Annotated in this window: 15 protein-coding genes and 1 pseudogene; 8 read left to right on the top strand and 8 right to left on the bottom strand. The window is 43.6% G+C overall.

Annotated elements, in window-relative coordinates:
• Positions 1–19: 19 nt before the first annotated feature.
• From E2L07_RS00395 to E2L07_RS00370, 6 genes are all read right to left on the bottom strand, one after another.
• Complete coding sequence (locus E2L07_RS00395) at positions 20–1,093, bottom strand: sulfate/molybdate ABC transporter ATP-binding protein (RefSeq protein ID WP_134228554.1); 1,074 nt, start codon at positions 1,091–1,093, stop codon at positions 20–22.
• Positions 1,093–1,956: a sulfate ABC transporter permease subunit CysW gene (gene cysW, locus E2L07_RS00390; RefSeq protein WP_134228553.1), complete on the bottom strand. Its 864-nt coding sequence runs from the start codon at positions 1,954–1,956 to the stop codon at positions 1,093–1,095. The genes E2L07_RS00395 and cysW overlap by 1 nt, the downstream gene beginning before the upstream one ends.
• 12 nt (positions 1,957–1,968) lie before the next feature.
• Positions 1,969–2,808: a sulfate ABC transporter permease subunit CysT gene (gene cysT / locus E2L07_RS00385; protein WP_134228552.1), complete on the bottom strand. Its 840-nt coding sequence runs from the start codon at positions 2,806–2,808 to the stop codon at positions 1,969–1,971.
• A 50-nt stretch (positions 2,809–2,858) separates the two neighbouring features.
• Entirely contained in the window at positions 2,859–3,926 is a 1,068-nt protein-coding gene (locus tag E2L07_RS00380; protein ID WP_134228551.1) for a sulfate ABC transporter substrate-binding protein, read from the bottom strand.
• 68 nt (positions 3,927–3,994) lie between these two features.
• Positions 3,995–4,198, bottom strand: a complete 204-nt coding sequence (locus tag E2L07_RS00375; protein WP_010899270.1) for a YezD family protein — start codon at positions 4,196–4,198, stop codon at positions 3,995–3,997.
• Entirely contained in the window at positions 4,199–4,627 is a 429-nt protein-coding gene (locus E2L07_RS00370) for an RrF2 family transcriptional regulator (protein ID WP_134228550.1), read from the bottom strand. It abuts the gene before it with no gap.
• Positions 4,628–4,961: 334 nt separating this feature from the next.
• Between E2L07_RS00370 and yknW the strand changes: the two genes are divergently transcribed.
• Genes yknW through E2L07_RS00345 form a run of 5 tightly spaced genes read left to right on the top strand, consistent with a single transcriptional unit; the run spans position 4,962 to position 8,635 of the window.
• Positions 4,962–5,636 (top strand): YknW family membrane protein, encoded by a 675-nt coding sequence (yknW, locus tag E2L07_RS00365; RefSeq protein WP_053430543.1) that lies wholly within the window; start codon positions 4,962–4,964, stop codon positions 5,634–5,636.
• Positions 5,637–5,646: 10 nt separating this feature from the next.
• Positions 5,647–5,961, top strand: a complete 315-nt coding sequence (locus E2L07_RS00360; RefSeq protein ID WP_134228549.1) for an efflux RND transporter periplasmic adaptor subunit — start codon at positions 5,647–5,649, stop codon at positions 5,959–5,961.
• Positions 5,951–6,760: an efflux RND transporter periplasmic adaptor subunit gene (locus tag E2L07_RS00355; RefSeq protein WP_166739997.1), complete on the top strand. Its 810-nt coding sequence runs from the start codon at positions 5,951–5,953 to the stop codon at positions 6,758–6,760. The genes E2L07_RS00360 and E2L07_RS00355 overlap by 11 nt, the downstream gene beginning before the upstream one ends.
• Positions 6,753–7,436: an ABC transporter ATP-binding protein gene (locus E2L07_RS00350; RefSeq protein WP_010899266.1), complete on the top strand. Its 684-nt coding sequence runs from the start codon at positions 6,753–6,755 to the stop codon at positions 7,434–7,436. The genes E2L07_RS00355 and E2L07_RS00350 overlap by 8 nt, the downstream gene beginning before the upstream one ends.
• 2 nt (positions 7,437–7,438) lie before the next feature.
• On the top strand, positions 7,439–8,635 hold the full coding sequence (locus tag E2L07_RS00345) for an ABC transporter permease (RefSeq protein WP_134228547.1): 1,197 nt from the start codon (positions 7,439–7,441) through the stop codon (positions 8,633–8,635).
• Positions 8,636–8,933: 298 nt separating this feature from the next.
• On the opposite strand, the gene E2L07_RS00340 is transcribed toward E2L07_RS00345, so the two are convergent.
• On the bottom strand, positions 8,934–9,425 hold the full coding sequence (locus E2L07_RS00340) for a DUF6022 family protein (RefSeq protein WP_134228546.1): 492 nt from the start codon (positions 9,423–9,425) through the stop codon (positions 8,934–8,936).
• 253 nt (positions 9,426–9,678) lie between these two features.
• On the opposite strand from E2L07_RS00340, the gene E2L07_RS00335 reads away from it, so the two are divergent.
• Positions 9,679–10,083, top strand: coding sequence for a VOC family protein (locus E2L07_RS00335; protein WP_134228545.1), 405 nt, complete (start codon positions 9,679–9,681; stop codon positions 10,081–10,083).
• 108 nt (positions 10,084–10,191) lie between these two features.
• Here the strand turns inward: E2L07_RS00335 and E2L07_RS00330 are convergent, their stop codons facing one another.
• Positions 10,192–10,776 (bottom strand): ATP-dependent Clp protease proteolytic subunit, encoded by a 585-nt coding sequence (locus E2L07_RS00330; RefSeq protein WP_134228544.1) that lies wholly within the window; start codon positions 10,774–10,776, stop codon positions 10,192–10,194.
• A gap of 153 nt (positions 10,777–10,929) precedes the next feature.
• On the opposite strand from E2L07_RS00330, the gene E2L07_RS00325 reads away from it, so the two are divergent.
• The gene (locus E2L07_RS00325) at positions 10,930–11,622 is read left to right on the top strand and encodes an RNA polymerase sigma factor (RefSeq protein WP_134228543.1); all 693 of its coding nucleotides are present in this window, start codon (positions 10,930–10,932) and stop codon (positions 11,620–11,622) included.
• 118 nt (positions 11,623–11,740) lie between these two features.
• A pseudogene (locus E2L07_RS00320) lies at positions 11,741–12,541 on the top strand (IS3 family transposase); the annotation flags it as partial.

Raw genomic sequence — 12,541 nt, 5'->3', positions numbered from 1 at the left:
TTTTCTGAGAGGGGTTTCTTTAGATCGTAAATTCCTCAGGGAAAAATAAGGTAAGATTTTTGGGGACTACAAATACGGTTTCCCCCTTTTTTAAGTTAAGTTCATGAAAGCGATCTTTTGCAAGCTCTACTTGCAATGCTTCCTCGTCGTCTTTCCAGTTAAGCTCAAGAAAAGCGATCGGTCCCACCATATGAATGTGTTCGATCACAGCTGGAATGGCGTCTTTTTGTTTTTTTCGTGAAATCTCCATGTGGTGAGGCCTTGTATAAACAACCGCCTCCTGATTATGAATGTCCTTTGAAATTGTAGACGTTTTGAGTTGATGTGTGTCCAAGTGCACAAATCCTTGTTTTACCCTACCTGTAAAGACATTCACATTGCCTAGGAAATCATATACGAATGGGCTTTTCGGTTGCTCATATACTTCATCTGGTGTCCCAACTTGCTCAATTTTTCCTTGATTCATAACAACGACTCGATCGGAAACATCGAGCGCTTCCTCTTGATCGTGTGTGACGAATACGCTTGTCACTTGAAACTCGTTGTGTAGTTTACGTAGCCATTTTCGTAAATCTTTTCGCACTTTAGCGTCAAGCGCGCCGAAAGGCTCATCGAGTAAGAGCACTTTTGGTTCAACGGCTAACGCCCTTGCTAAAGCGACGCGCTGGCGCTGGCCGCCTGAAAGCTGAGCTGGGTAACGATCGTCCATCCCTTCGAGCTTAACTAATGCTAACAACTCCCGTACTTTTTCAGCGATTTCTTTTTTGCTAGGGCGTTCTTTTCGTGGTTTGACTCGCAAACCGTACGAAATGTTGTCAGCTACCGTCATATGCGGGAATAGAGCATAATGTTGAAAAACGAATCCAACTTGCCGAGAAGCAGCGTGTGTTTGAGTCACCTTATCCTTATGGAAGTAAATGTCGCCTTGATCGGCAGCTTCTAGACCAGCAATAATTCGAAGAAGCGAGGTTTTCCCTGAGCCGGAAGGACCTAAAAGGGCGACCAGCTCCCCAGTTCCAATCGATAGATTAATATCGGATAACGCTTGAAATGAACCGAATGATTTTGAAATATTTTGTATAACGATAGACATTACGAGCCCCTCCTAACGGTTGTGCTTTTCCATTCGATGATGTTTTTGACGATCAATGTGAAGATCGCTAAAAGTGACATAAGAGATGCAACAGCAAAGGCAGCTGTAAATTGATACTCATTGTAAAGAATTTCGATGTGAAGTGGCATCGTGTTCGTAAGCCCGCGAATGTGACCGGAAACGACGGATACTGCGCCAAATTCACCGATCGCTCGTGCATTACAAAGAATCACTCCGTATAAAAGGGCCCACTTCACATTAGGTAGCGTAACATGCCAAAGAGTTTTCCACCCACTTGCCCCAAGTGTTAAAGACGCTTCCTCTTGTGCTGTCCCTTGAGCTTGCATAACCGGAATTAACTCTCGCGCAACGAAAGGAACGGTGACAAACATCGTCGCAAGGACGATTCCGGGGGTCGAAAAAATGATTTGGATTCCACGATCCAACAGCCAAGGCCCAAAGACGCCGTGAGAGCTAAATAGCAGGACGAAAATCAATCCAGCGATCACAGGCGAAACGGAAAACGGTAAATCAATAAAGGTCGTCAGTAAGTTTTTCCCGCGAAATTGAAACTTGCCAATCGCCCAAGCGGCTGCGATTCCGAACAGCGTGTTAAGTGGAACCGTGATGAGGACGACAAGGAAAGTAAGTTTAATAGCAGATAAAGCGTCAGGTTCACTAATTGAAGCGAAGTAAACGGCCAATCCTTGTTCAAAGGCACGATAAAAGATCGCAATTAATGGGAGCACTAAAAATAAAAATAAGAATGAAAGAGCGCTTCCGATTAACGTAACTTTCACGAAGCGAGATTCATTCGCGGCCGTTTGAAAGATAGGCGTGGTATTCGTTGATAGTTGTGCCATGAATGATTCCTCCTAAGATAGCTGTCGACGCTGCGACCACCATTGAAGAATATTGATGAATAAAAGCATAATAAATGAAATGATTAGCATGACAGCTGCTAAAGCTGTTGCACCTGCATAATCGAATTGTTCCAGCTTCGTCATAATGAGCAATGGTGTAATTTCTGTTTGCATCGGTAGGTTGCCTGAGATAAAGACAACAGAGCCATACTCTCCTAATGCTCGGGCAAAGGCTAAGGCAAACCCTGTTAACAGGGCAGGAAGAACGGTTGGGAATATGATTCTTCTAAATGTTTGTAGCCGATTCGCCCCGAGGCAGGCAGACGCCTCCTCAAGCTCTTTTTCGATTCCTTGCAGCACGGGTTGAACCATACGAACAACAAATGGCAATCCAATAAAGGTTAAGGCAACAATGACTCCAAGAGGCGTAAAGGCTATCCTTATACCGAATACCTCTAAATACTGGCCGATCCAGCCATTGGTCGTATATAAGGTCGTCAAAGCGATGCCTGCAACGGCTGTCGGTAAGGCGAACGGTAAGTCGACAAGACCATCAATGATTCGCTTTCCTGGAAAGTGATAACGAACGAGAACCCATGCGATTAAAAGACCGAAGACAGCATTGATAGAAGCAGCAATGATTGCGGCCCCAAAACTTAAGCGATAGGAGGCGAGAACACGGGGCTCTGTGATTACTTGCCAAAAAGCCTGCCATCCCATAGAGGACGTATTGATAAACACCATTGATAAAGGAAGAAGGACAAGTGCACCAAGATACATCATCGTAAATCCTAGCGATAGGCCGAACCCCGGCAAAATATTATGTTTTTTCCAACTACGAACCGATTTCATAATTGATTCCCCTCATTGTTCAAATAGAGAAGGAAGTGTATAACTTCCTCCTACGGTTGATAAATTTGATCAAATACTCCGCCATCGTCAAAGTGAGTCTTCTGAGCCTCAGACCAGCTACCGAACATTTCATCAATCGTAAATAACTGAATTTCTGGGAAAACTTCACTGTACTTTGCTAAAATATCTTCCTCCCGAGGCCGATAGTAGTGTTCAGCCGCTAACTCTTGACCAATATCAGTGTATAAGTACTCAAGATAAGCTTCCGCTACTTCACGTGTTCCTTTTTTGTCGGCATTTGCATCAATGACGGTAACAGGAGGCTCCGCTAAAATGCTAACGGAAGGGAACACAATGTCAAACTGGTCTTCTCCTAATTCATGTAGGGCAAGAAACGCTTCGTTTTCCCATGATAGGAAAACATCGCCGATCCCTCGTTCGACAAAAGTGGTTGTTGCTCCGCGGGCACCTGAGTCAAGCACTGCTACATTTTGATACAGCTTCGTGACAAACTCTTTTGCTGCTTCTTCACTTCCATACTCCTGAAGAGCGTATCCCCATGCTGCGAGGTAATTCCATCTGGCCCCTCCCGATGTTTTCGGGTTTGGTGTAATCACAGATACACCTTCCTGAACAAGATCATCCCAATCTTGAATGTCAAGCGGGTTCCCTTGGCGCACGAGAAACACAATGGTAGACGTATATGGAGTTGAGTTGTACGGTAAGCGTTCTTGCCAATTTTCCGGGATTAAGTTACGCGTTTCATGGAGCATATCAAGATCGTAGGCTAGGGCGAGAGTAGCTACATCTGCTTCCAACCCATCAATAATAGAGCGAGCTTGACTTCCTGATCCCCCATGAGACTGTTGAATCGTCACCGTTTCACCTGTTTCTTCCTGCCAATATTCAATAAAGCTTCGATTAAAATCTTGATAAAGTTCCCGGGTTGGATCATACGAGACATTTAGTAGCTCGATGGGTTGTGCTTTAATGTCAGATGATCCCTGTTCATTTTGATTCGAAGAGGAATCTGTTGAGCATGCTGTTAATGCAAAGATCATTGTAAGTATTGTGATCCCTTTGAAATACGCTTGGCTTTTTTCAATCACTGATTTCATTGGTTTACTCTCCTTTGTCTTTAAAAGTAAAAGAAAAGACTTCTCCTTCACAAAAGCGATGTTCGCTCTTAGTTACGTGAAGGAGAAGTCCTCGGTTGACCGCTAGACTTGCCCGGTTGCTGTTTATTTTTGTTTTGTGGGAAACGCACCCGTTCCGTTGCGTCAATTTGCATTATTTGATCTTCGTGTATCGTGATCAGAACAGATCCATACTTTATTTTCTCGATCGCTTTTTTGATCTCTTCAATTTTTTCCGGATCATGATAGGCCACTTATTTCACCTTCCTTTGCCCGAGTTTGTTTTCAATTAAATCTGCCAAAGTTGTTTGGTCTAACACATTGGCAACCGTATCACGTACTAATCCCCATAACGGCTTAAGCAAGCAACCTTGTTCTAATTCACAGGATTGATAGGAGGTGACACTGACACAAGACATTGGGGCAAGTGGTCCTTCCAATTGACGGATCACTTCGCCAATGCTAATGTCCCTCGCATCTCGTGATAATTGGTAACCTCCTCCTTTTCCTCTTTTACTCGTAATATACGAAAGGACTCTGAGTTGACTCAGTAGTTTTTCTAAATAAGGGGGAGGAACGAGTGTTTGCTTAGAAAGCTCGTGAACGGTAAAGCGTCGTTCAGGATGTTTGGCAAGGATGATTAAAGCCCGTAAACAATACTCACCTTTACTGGAAACTTTCACGATTTGTCCTCCTTTAATTTTTATAAAACAGATCGGAAAAGTCTGTTTTAGGCTGTGTGCATTTATTCGTAAAAAGGTTCAGAAAAGTTTATTGATAATCGTAATATTAATCATATAATTCGCATCTGTCAAGTAGGTTTTGTTGCTCATTTTAAGAAATTCCGTTCAAGTAGTTTTATCTTATTCTTGAACGTCTGTTTAGTGACGAAAACTGAAAAGTACAGCCGTCTATTTTTTGAAATATTTAGAGTACCTATGTAAAAAAATGAAACCATTTAAACGATAATGCGTAAGTATGAGTGGGTGTTTAAACAAAGATTTATGGGGTGATCAAATGTCAGTGAATAATGAAGTAATGGAACATGAGAACGGAGCAGGTGGCGAGAAGCCATCCATTATCGGGATTTTCACGAGTCCCCTTGTCCAACTAGAACGAATCAAACAAAATCCGAAGGTGCTAGTGCCTTTATTGATTTTTATGGCGATCGGCCTAGTCTCCTCTTTACTTGTTGCGTTTGGTCTCAACATGACAGATTTAGCAACTCCCGAGGAGCTTGCCATGATGCCGGAAGGGTTTGAAGTTTTTGTTCGCATGACGGTGGTTATGGGGGGGATATTTACAATCCTATTAGTGCCACTCATCTCAGCAGCAGTTCAATTATTAATCGCCAAGCTTGCAGCAAAGGATGTCACCTTTAAGCAACTGTTTTCTATGAATCTATTTGTTGGATTTATTTCGTTAGCGGGTGGATTGTTGAATAGTGTCATCGCCTTTTTATTCGGATTGAGCCTTTTATCTACTTTTACAAGTCTAGGGACTTTTGTTGAGATGGATCACGCATTGTTTCCACTTTTAAATACGATTGAAATCTTTACAATTTGGGGATTTGTCATTTTGGCTTTCGGTTTACAAAAGGTTGCAGGCTTTGGAAAACTAGCTTCTTGGGTTATTGTCACTATATTCTTCGTGATCATGATTCTCTTAAGTTTAACGGGAACAGGGGTTTAGAGGTGTTTATATGAACAAAAAGAAGCTTCTCATTAGTCTGGCGCTCGTGCTTGGCATCGGAGCTGTAGCCACTATCGGCGTGATGAATTCGATGGGAGAAAGTGCAGCATCGGTTGAGGTGGTTTCCCCTGAAATGGAAACGATCTCGGCTGAAATTAAGGTCCCTGGTACCGTTGAACTAGTCGATATGCAGCGCGTATACGCTGATGCTAGTCTAGGGAATGATTATGAAATTTTAGTAGAAGTCGGTGACGAAGTGGAGGAAGGCACACCGTTAATCGAATATTCAAGCCGTCAGCTTGAGACAGAACGAGTTGCAAATTGAGTCGAGCTACTTGCGGATCAATCATTTGGAGAAGCAGGAAAAAGAGCTGCAAAAGAAAGAGAAAGAGCTTCGAGATGAAGTGGGTAAGGAAGAGGCGGATAAAACGATCCAACCGGAAAAGGATCAGCTAGACTTTGAGAAGCGCTCCGCGAATTTAGACTTGCGTCAGCTACAAATCCAAAAGGATGGACTTGAAGAGCAGAAAAAGGATCTGGTTGTCAAAAGTCGCGGGGATGGCACGGTCATGACGGTAAACGACCACTTGCAGCAAGGGCAAGATGGCATGACAAAGCCAGTCCTCGAGATTGCCTCCGCAGGCGAACTCCAGCTTCAAGGGAAAATTTCAGAATACGACTCTCTTGTCATTTCTGAAGAGCAAGAGGTACGTATTTCCTCTGACGCACTGCCGGAAGAAGAGTGGGAAGGCACGGTAAAAGAGGTGAGCTACTTCCCGAGTGAGGCAGAGACATTAGGTAACGATGCTGGCATCGTTCAATACCCGATTACCATTCAATTAAGCGGGGATCAATCAAAATTAAAGCCAGGCTATCAGATGATTATGCACATTGTGACAGAAGAAAAAACGGCGTTAACGGTTCCACTTGAGGCTGTTCATCAAGGAGATGAAGGCAGCTACGTATATGTGGTGGAAGACGGGAAGGCAAGACAAGTTGAAGTAGAAACAGGACTTGTGGAAAATTCGCGGATTGAAGTAATTCGCGGGTTGGAAGAAACTGATCAAGTGATTGTGAGCGATGGTGTGCTCACAGACGGAATGGACGTGGTGAGCGTTGATTAAGCTCGAACGTGTGACAAAGTCATTTCGGGTCGGTACCGAAATGGTGGAAATTTTATCGGCGATTGATCTAGAAATCGCGAGCGGAGATTTTCTGGCGATTATGGGGCCATCAGGGTCAGGGAAATCTACGCTTATGAACATTATTGGCTGTCTCGATCAGCCGACAAGTGGGCGCTACATGTTCGATGGAAAGGATTTAACGAATTATTCAGAGCAGGAAATTGCGAAAATACGAAACCGTCACATCGGCTTCGTGTTCCAACAATTTCATTTGCTTCCGCGGCTCACCGCTTTGCAAAATGTTGAACTGCCCATGGTGTATGCAGGGATGAAGAAAAAGGAGCGAACAGAACGTGCAGCGCATGCCTTGGAGCGAGTAGGGTTAGCGGAGCGGATGACGTACCTGCCTAATTCGTTATCGGGGGGACAAAAGCAACGGGTGGCGATCGCTCGCTCGATTGTTAATGAACCGAATATTATTTTAGCGGATGAACCGACGGGTGCACTAGATACGAAAACGAGTGAAACGATCATGGAGCTACTCTGTTCATTAAATAACGAAGGAACGACGATTGCCCTCGTCACCCATGAACCAGAAATTGCTGAATATACGCAACAAACGGTGTTTGTCCGCGATGGTCAAATCGTGGAGACTGTAAGAAATGGTGGGGACTAGCCATGAGTATTTTTGAAAATATCCGCATGGCGCTTCATTCGATCAAAGCCCATAAAATGCGGTCAGTGCTCACGATGCTTGGCATCGTGATCGGTGTTGCAGCGGTCATTATCGTCGTGGCGATCGGCCAAGGTGGGGAAGCCCTTTTAAAATCACAAATTGCAGGTGAAGAAAACACCGTGGACATTTACCACTCGCCGTCCGAAGAGGAGATTCAGGCAAATCCGAACGTATGGCAAGAGCCTCCCTTCAGCCAAGAAGACATTCGCGAACTAGAGAAAATCGATGAGGTCGAGCATGTGGTTGCGTTTAGCTCGGAATATGGATCGGTTCGTTTTCAAGAGGAGCAAACAGATGCTTCAATCATCGGGGTCAACCAAGCGTATTTAAATGTCTATCCGTTTAACGTCACGAAAGGGGTGGCGATTCACACCGGTGATATTTTAGGCGGTAGACGGGTTGCGCTTATTTCAGAAGGGATCGCCGAAGAACTGTTTGAGGAAGAAGTGTCCCCGATCGGACAGGTGATCCGGATTGGGAATCAGCCGGTGGAAATCATCGGGCTGCTTGAACCACCGACGGGACTGTTTGCTTTTAATGTTCAAGAGGTGTACATCCCATGGAAAACGTGGCGAAACATTTACGGGAAAAGTGATTTTAGTCAAGTAACGATCAAATCAGATTCCCTCGAAAACTTGCAAATAGCGGGAGAAAAGGCGACAGAGATTTTAAATGCCCGAAATGGAACAGAAGAGGCCTATCAAGTGCTGAACATGGAAGAAATTGCAGAAGGCATCGGTCAAATCACGAGAATTATGACAATGATCATCGGTGGAATTGCAGGCATTTCTCTGTTTGTCGGCGGGATCGGTGTCATGAACATTATGCTCGTATCGGTGACGGAACGAACGCGAGAAATCGGGATTCGTAAATCACTCGGTGCGACAAGACAGCAAATTTTAATTCAATTTCTCATCGAAGCGGTAATTTTAACGCTCATTGGTGGAATTCTCGGAATCATAATCGGCTCAGGAATTGCTACATTAGTATCGACGATTGCTGGCTGGCCGTCGTTAATTTCCGTCCAAGTGATTGTTGGTGGCCTGCTGTTTTCGATGCTTATCGGTGTCATTTTCGGTCTTCTTCCGGCCAACCGTGCCGCGAAGTTAAACCCAATCGAATCGTTGCGCTATGAATGATTACATTTAGACAGGTTAAAGGGTGATTATGATCACCGCCGATTCATAATACATTGAAGCCAAGCAGAAATAGAGTGCGAAAATAAACATAATTATGAATCGATCGGTTCATGTCTAAGGTTTTCCGAAGAAACCATTCAAGCATTGCTTCGCATCAAGTAGTGGGATCTTGACATTCGTGTGATTACGGAACATTTAGATGCGATTTTATCCACTCATTTAGATATTCTAGACCGGTTGAGACGAGGGTAAACAGAAGGGGCTGATTCCATTAAGCGGATCGGCCCCTTTTCAACAGTTATACTTGTTCCTGTAACTGGCGAATGTGTGCGGTTATTTTTTCTCGTATGGTTTCCTGGCAGATCCGAATCCTCGGCGGAGCTGGGAGGTGAAATCGTTCATGGGAATGATAAATTTCTAGAAGCAATGAACCGACATGTTCGTCATGTTGATTTGCTAACACGATCCAAAAGACGCGAATGTTATGCCCAGGAGATCCCCAGTGTTCCTTCTCCATGGAATGTCTGAAATTTAAGCATCCGCCAATCAGATAATCGTCTTCCTTTGGCTCAAGAGCCGAGTAAAAATCTTGCTGCTCCACCTGCTCCCAAATGGGAGGGAGGAGCTTATCGAAATACATACCGTAGGTGGCATCCCCATGTTCAGGATAAAGCTTTTGAAGCTCATCTAGGTGTTTCTCCCATACGAACTGCCAACGGCTATCAAGCTCTCGTTGAAGAGCGGCACCTACCTCTTCAACCGTCATCTCTGGTGAGATCTTTATCGTCATTCAAACATTCCTCCTCGTTTTTTGCCTTACAACTTTAGCGTACAACATGAAAGCAAATGCTAAGGTTGCCAGATTTCACTGTTGATAAATCAAGAGATTGTAAAGTGAACATTCAGATATGCTTGAAACGCAATGAGAAGATTCTTAGGTAAAGTTTTTAATCATCCTCTAAATAGCAATCCGTGAGAAATGTCGCTCGTTGTTACATGCTACAATCACCTTGTGAAAAAAATGATTTGAAAGGATGAGTGATATGACAGTGAAGGCACAACATATCTTTGTGAATTTGCCGGTAAAAGATCTAAACAAAACAAAGGAATTTTTCACTTCCATTGGTTTTGAATTTAACGAACAATATTCGGATGACAAGGCTGCTTGTTTAGTGATCGGAGAAAACATTTATGCGATGCTGCTCTTAGAACAATTTTTTCAATCTTTTACAAACCAACCAGTGACGGATACGGAAACCTCAAGAGAAGTGATCATCGCCATTTCAGCAGATAGCCGAGTGCAGGTAGATGAGATCGTCTCGAAGGCCATTGAAGCGGGTGGCAAGCCGGCCAATGATCCGATGGACCACGGTTTTATGTATAGCTGGAGCTTTCAAGATGTAGACGGTCACCTGTGGGAAGTTTTGTATATGGAGCAGCAGAACTAGAGATGTCTTAAAAAAACTGTGACAATGGCGTTTCAAGTATTCCTGGAAGGTAAACAGGTAAGACAAAAAGCCAAAGGCCATCGCTCTGTTGGCCTCTGGCTTCCCTAGTTAGACTGACGTAATGATCTGATCAACGATCCCATATTCTAACGCTTCTTCGGCAGATATAAAATAATCGCGATCCATATCTTTTGCGACTTTTTCAGGTGATTGTCCTGTTCGTTCTGACGTGACAGTAACGAGCTTTTCCCGTATGCCTAAAATCCACTTTGCTGTAATGGCGAGGTCGCTCGCCTGCCCTTGGGCTCCTCCCGAAGGTTGGTGAATCATAATTTCGCTGTTCGGTAGGGCGAAGCGCTTCCCTTTCGTTCCTGCGAGAAGCAAAATGGCGGCAAAGGAAGCAGCCATACCTGTGCAAATCGTATGAATCGACGGCTTTACAAACTGCATCGTATCGTAAATGGCAAATCCTGCAGAAGTTGATCCACCGGGACTGTTGATGTAGAGATAAATATCTTTTTTCGGATTTTCCGCTTCAAGAAATAACAATTGGGCGACAATGCTGTTGGCTATCTGATCATCAATCGCGGCTCCTAGAAACACGATTCGATCCTTTAACAGCCTTGAGTAAATGTCATAGGATCGTTCGCTAAGTCCTGATTGCTCGATAACATAAGGTACATATCCATTCATGTTCAAAACCTCCATTGTCTTTTAGTCTGTTCATGTTGTAAACGACGGAGGATCACGAAAAGATACGGTGGAAAAAATATTGAGAACAGGGGTATCTTTTTTCAGTTGTTGTTCGTTTACTTGTATAATGATGGTGATAAGGAGGATCGATTGATGAACGACAGAAAACACCTCAAGCAACTTCACGATACGGTTAGCCGCTATTGTTTATTTGTGACAAAATCTACTTGGGATGCCGAAGATCTAGCTCAAGAGACTTGGTTAAAAGCGATCGAGACGTTAAAAAAACAAGGGCATCAGAACCCGGAAGCTTTTTTACTACGTGTGGCCAAAAACCAATGGATTGATCAATCGCGGAGAAAGGCCGTTTTCGCGCGAATTTTGAAGCAGGAGAAACCCGAGGTGACACCGCCAGAACAAGGGCTTTTTGAAATGGAACGGGCTTTCTTCGCATTGGTAAACCACTTATCCCCTTTGCAGTTGTCGGTCTTTTTACTACGTGATGTTTTTGGCTACAGTACGTCAGAAGCAGCAAAGATGGTAGAAAAAACGGAAGGAGCGGTGAAAGCAGCTCTCCGCAGGGCGCGGAAGTCTCTTGCGCTCGTTCGAGATGATCTCGAGACAGAAAATTCGCCCCTTTCAAATGGAGAAGAAGCAAAAGCGTGGCTTCGGGCGATCGCGGTCGCTTATGAGGCTGGAGAAATTGATACAGTTATCGACCTCATCGATCAAGGAGTGTATGCTCGTACGATGGTCGTTAGTGGGCAGGAAAGAAAGGTGGTTGTTCTCCCAGATAATGGAGCGTTTCGTCGTTCAGACCCTACATGTGGCCTGCTCGCTGCATAATAATCGAAAAAGTGCACTCTCTTTGAGGAAGAGTGGTATTATCCCCTACAGGTAGACATCAAAAAAAGAGAACATGATATGATGTTCTTAAATAGTCTACCTGCGAGGGGATTTTTCTATGGCAAAAAAAGGACAAACTTATACTACATATACAGAAGAATTAAAACGAGAAGTAGTTCGTTTAAAGTTAGAGGAGGGCTGGTCCTATCGTCGCCTTCGTGAGCGATTCGGGATTAAGAGTGATGCTCAAATTGCTGAATGGGTAAAGAAAGTTCAAAATGAGATATCATTTGATGACCAACGTGGTAAGTGGCATAAGAAGCATTTTAACAGTCTAGAAGAAGAGAATGCTTATTTGAAGGCGCAGGTAGATTACCTAAAAAAGCGCAATCCAAATCTACACGGGAAGGAGTGGTCTTAAAAGCACAAAGGTTTCAAATGATTGATAAATTAAGGAGAAAGCACCCACTTATGTGGCTTCTTAAGATTGGTGAAGTTTCAAAAGCTGGATACTACAAATGGCGGAATAGTCGTTCTAAACAAGCGATTCGCATGGAAGAGGATATTCTGTTAAAGGAACATATCTTAGCTCTTCACAAACGACATCCATACTTTGGGTATAAACGAATGACGAGGGCTTTATCCAGAGAAGGAATGGTTATAAATCATAAACGTGTGCGGCGTTTAATGAGGGAATTAGGAATAAAATCAGTCATACGTAAGAAAAGACCTTTCTACGGGCGTAGAGGTTCTATTGTATTTCCTAACGTACTGAACAGAGAATTTTATTCAGAAAAGCAGTATGAAAAGCTAGTAACCGATATTACATATGTACGAATCGGAGACAAATTTGTGTATTTATCAGCCGTTTTAGATTTATATAATAATGAAATTGTTGCTTGGCAATTATCTGAAAGAA

Source organism: Halalkalibacterium halodurans (assembly GCF_004376175.1).
GTDB classification, from domain to species: Bacteria; Bacillota; Bacilli; order Bacillales; family Bacillaceae_D; genus Halalkalibacterium; species Halalkalibacterium halodurans.
This window is presented reverse-complemented; position numbering and strand designations above follow the sequence as displayed.

Coding starts and splice junctions, on each gene's coding strand:
- E2L07_RS00395 (WP_134228554.1), bottom strand. CDS start 1,093: ATGTCTATCGTTATACAAAATATTTCAAAATCATTCGGTTCATTTCAA.
- cysW (WP_134228553.1), bottom strand. CDS start 1,956: ATGGCACAACTATCAACGAATACCACGCCTATCTTTCAAACGGCCGCG.
- cysT (WP_134228552.1), bottom strand. CDS start 2,808: ATGAAATCGGTTCGTAGTTGGAAAAAACATAATATTTTGCCGGGGTTC.
- E2L07_RS00380 (WP_134228551.1), bottom strand. CDS start 3,926: ATGAAATCAGTGATTGAAAAAAGCCAAGCGTATTTCAAAGGGATCACA.
- yknW (WP_053430543.1), top strand. CDS start 4,962: ATGTCAGTGAATAATGAAGTAATGGAACATGAGAACGGAGCAGGTGGC.
- E2L07_RS00360 (WP_134228549.1), top strand. CDS start 5,647: ATGAACAAAAAGAAGCTTCTCATTAGTCTGGCGCTCGTGCTTGGCATC.
- E2L07_RS00345 (WP_134228547.1), top strand. CDS start 7,439: ATGAGTATTTTTGAAAATATCCGCATGGCGCTTCATTCGATCAAAGCC.
- E2L07_RS00340 (WP_134228546.1), bottom strand. CDS start 9,425: ATGACGATAAAGATCTCACCAGAGATGACGGTTGAAGAGGTAGGTGCC.
- E2L07_RS00335 (WP_134228545.1), top strand. CDS start 9,679: ATGACAGTGAAGGCACAACATATCTTTGTGAATTTGCCGGTAAAAGAT.
- E2L07_RS00330 (WP_134228544.1), bottom strand. CDS start 10,776: ATGAATGGATATGTACCTTATGTTATCGAGCAATCAGGACTTAGCGAA.
- E2L07_RS00325 (WP_134228543.1), top strand. CDS start 10,930: ATGAACGACAGAAAACACCTCAAGCAACTTCACGATACGGTTAGCCGC.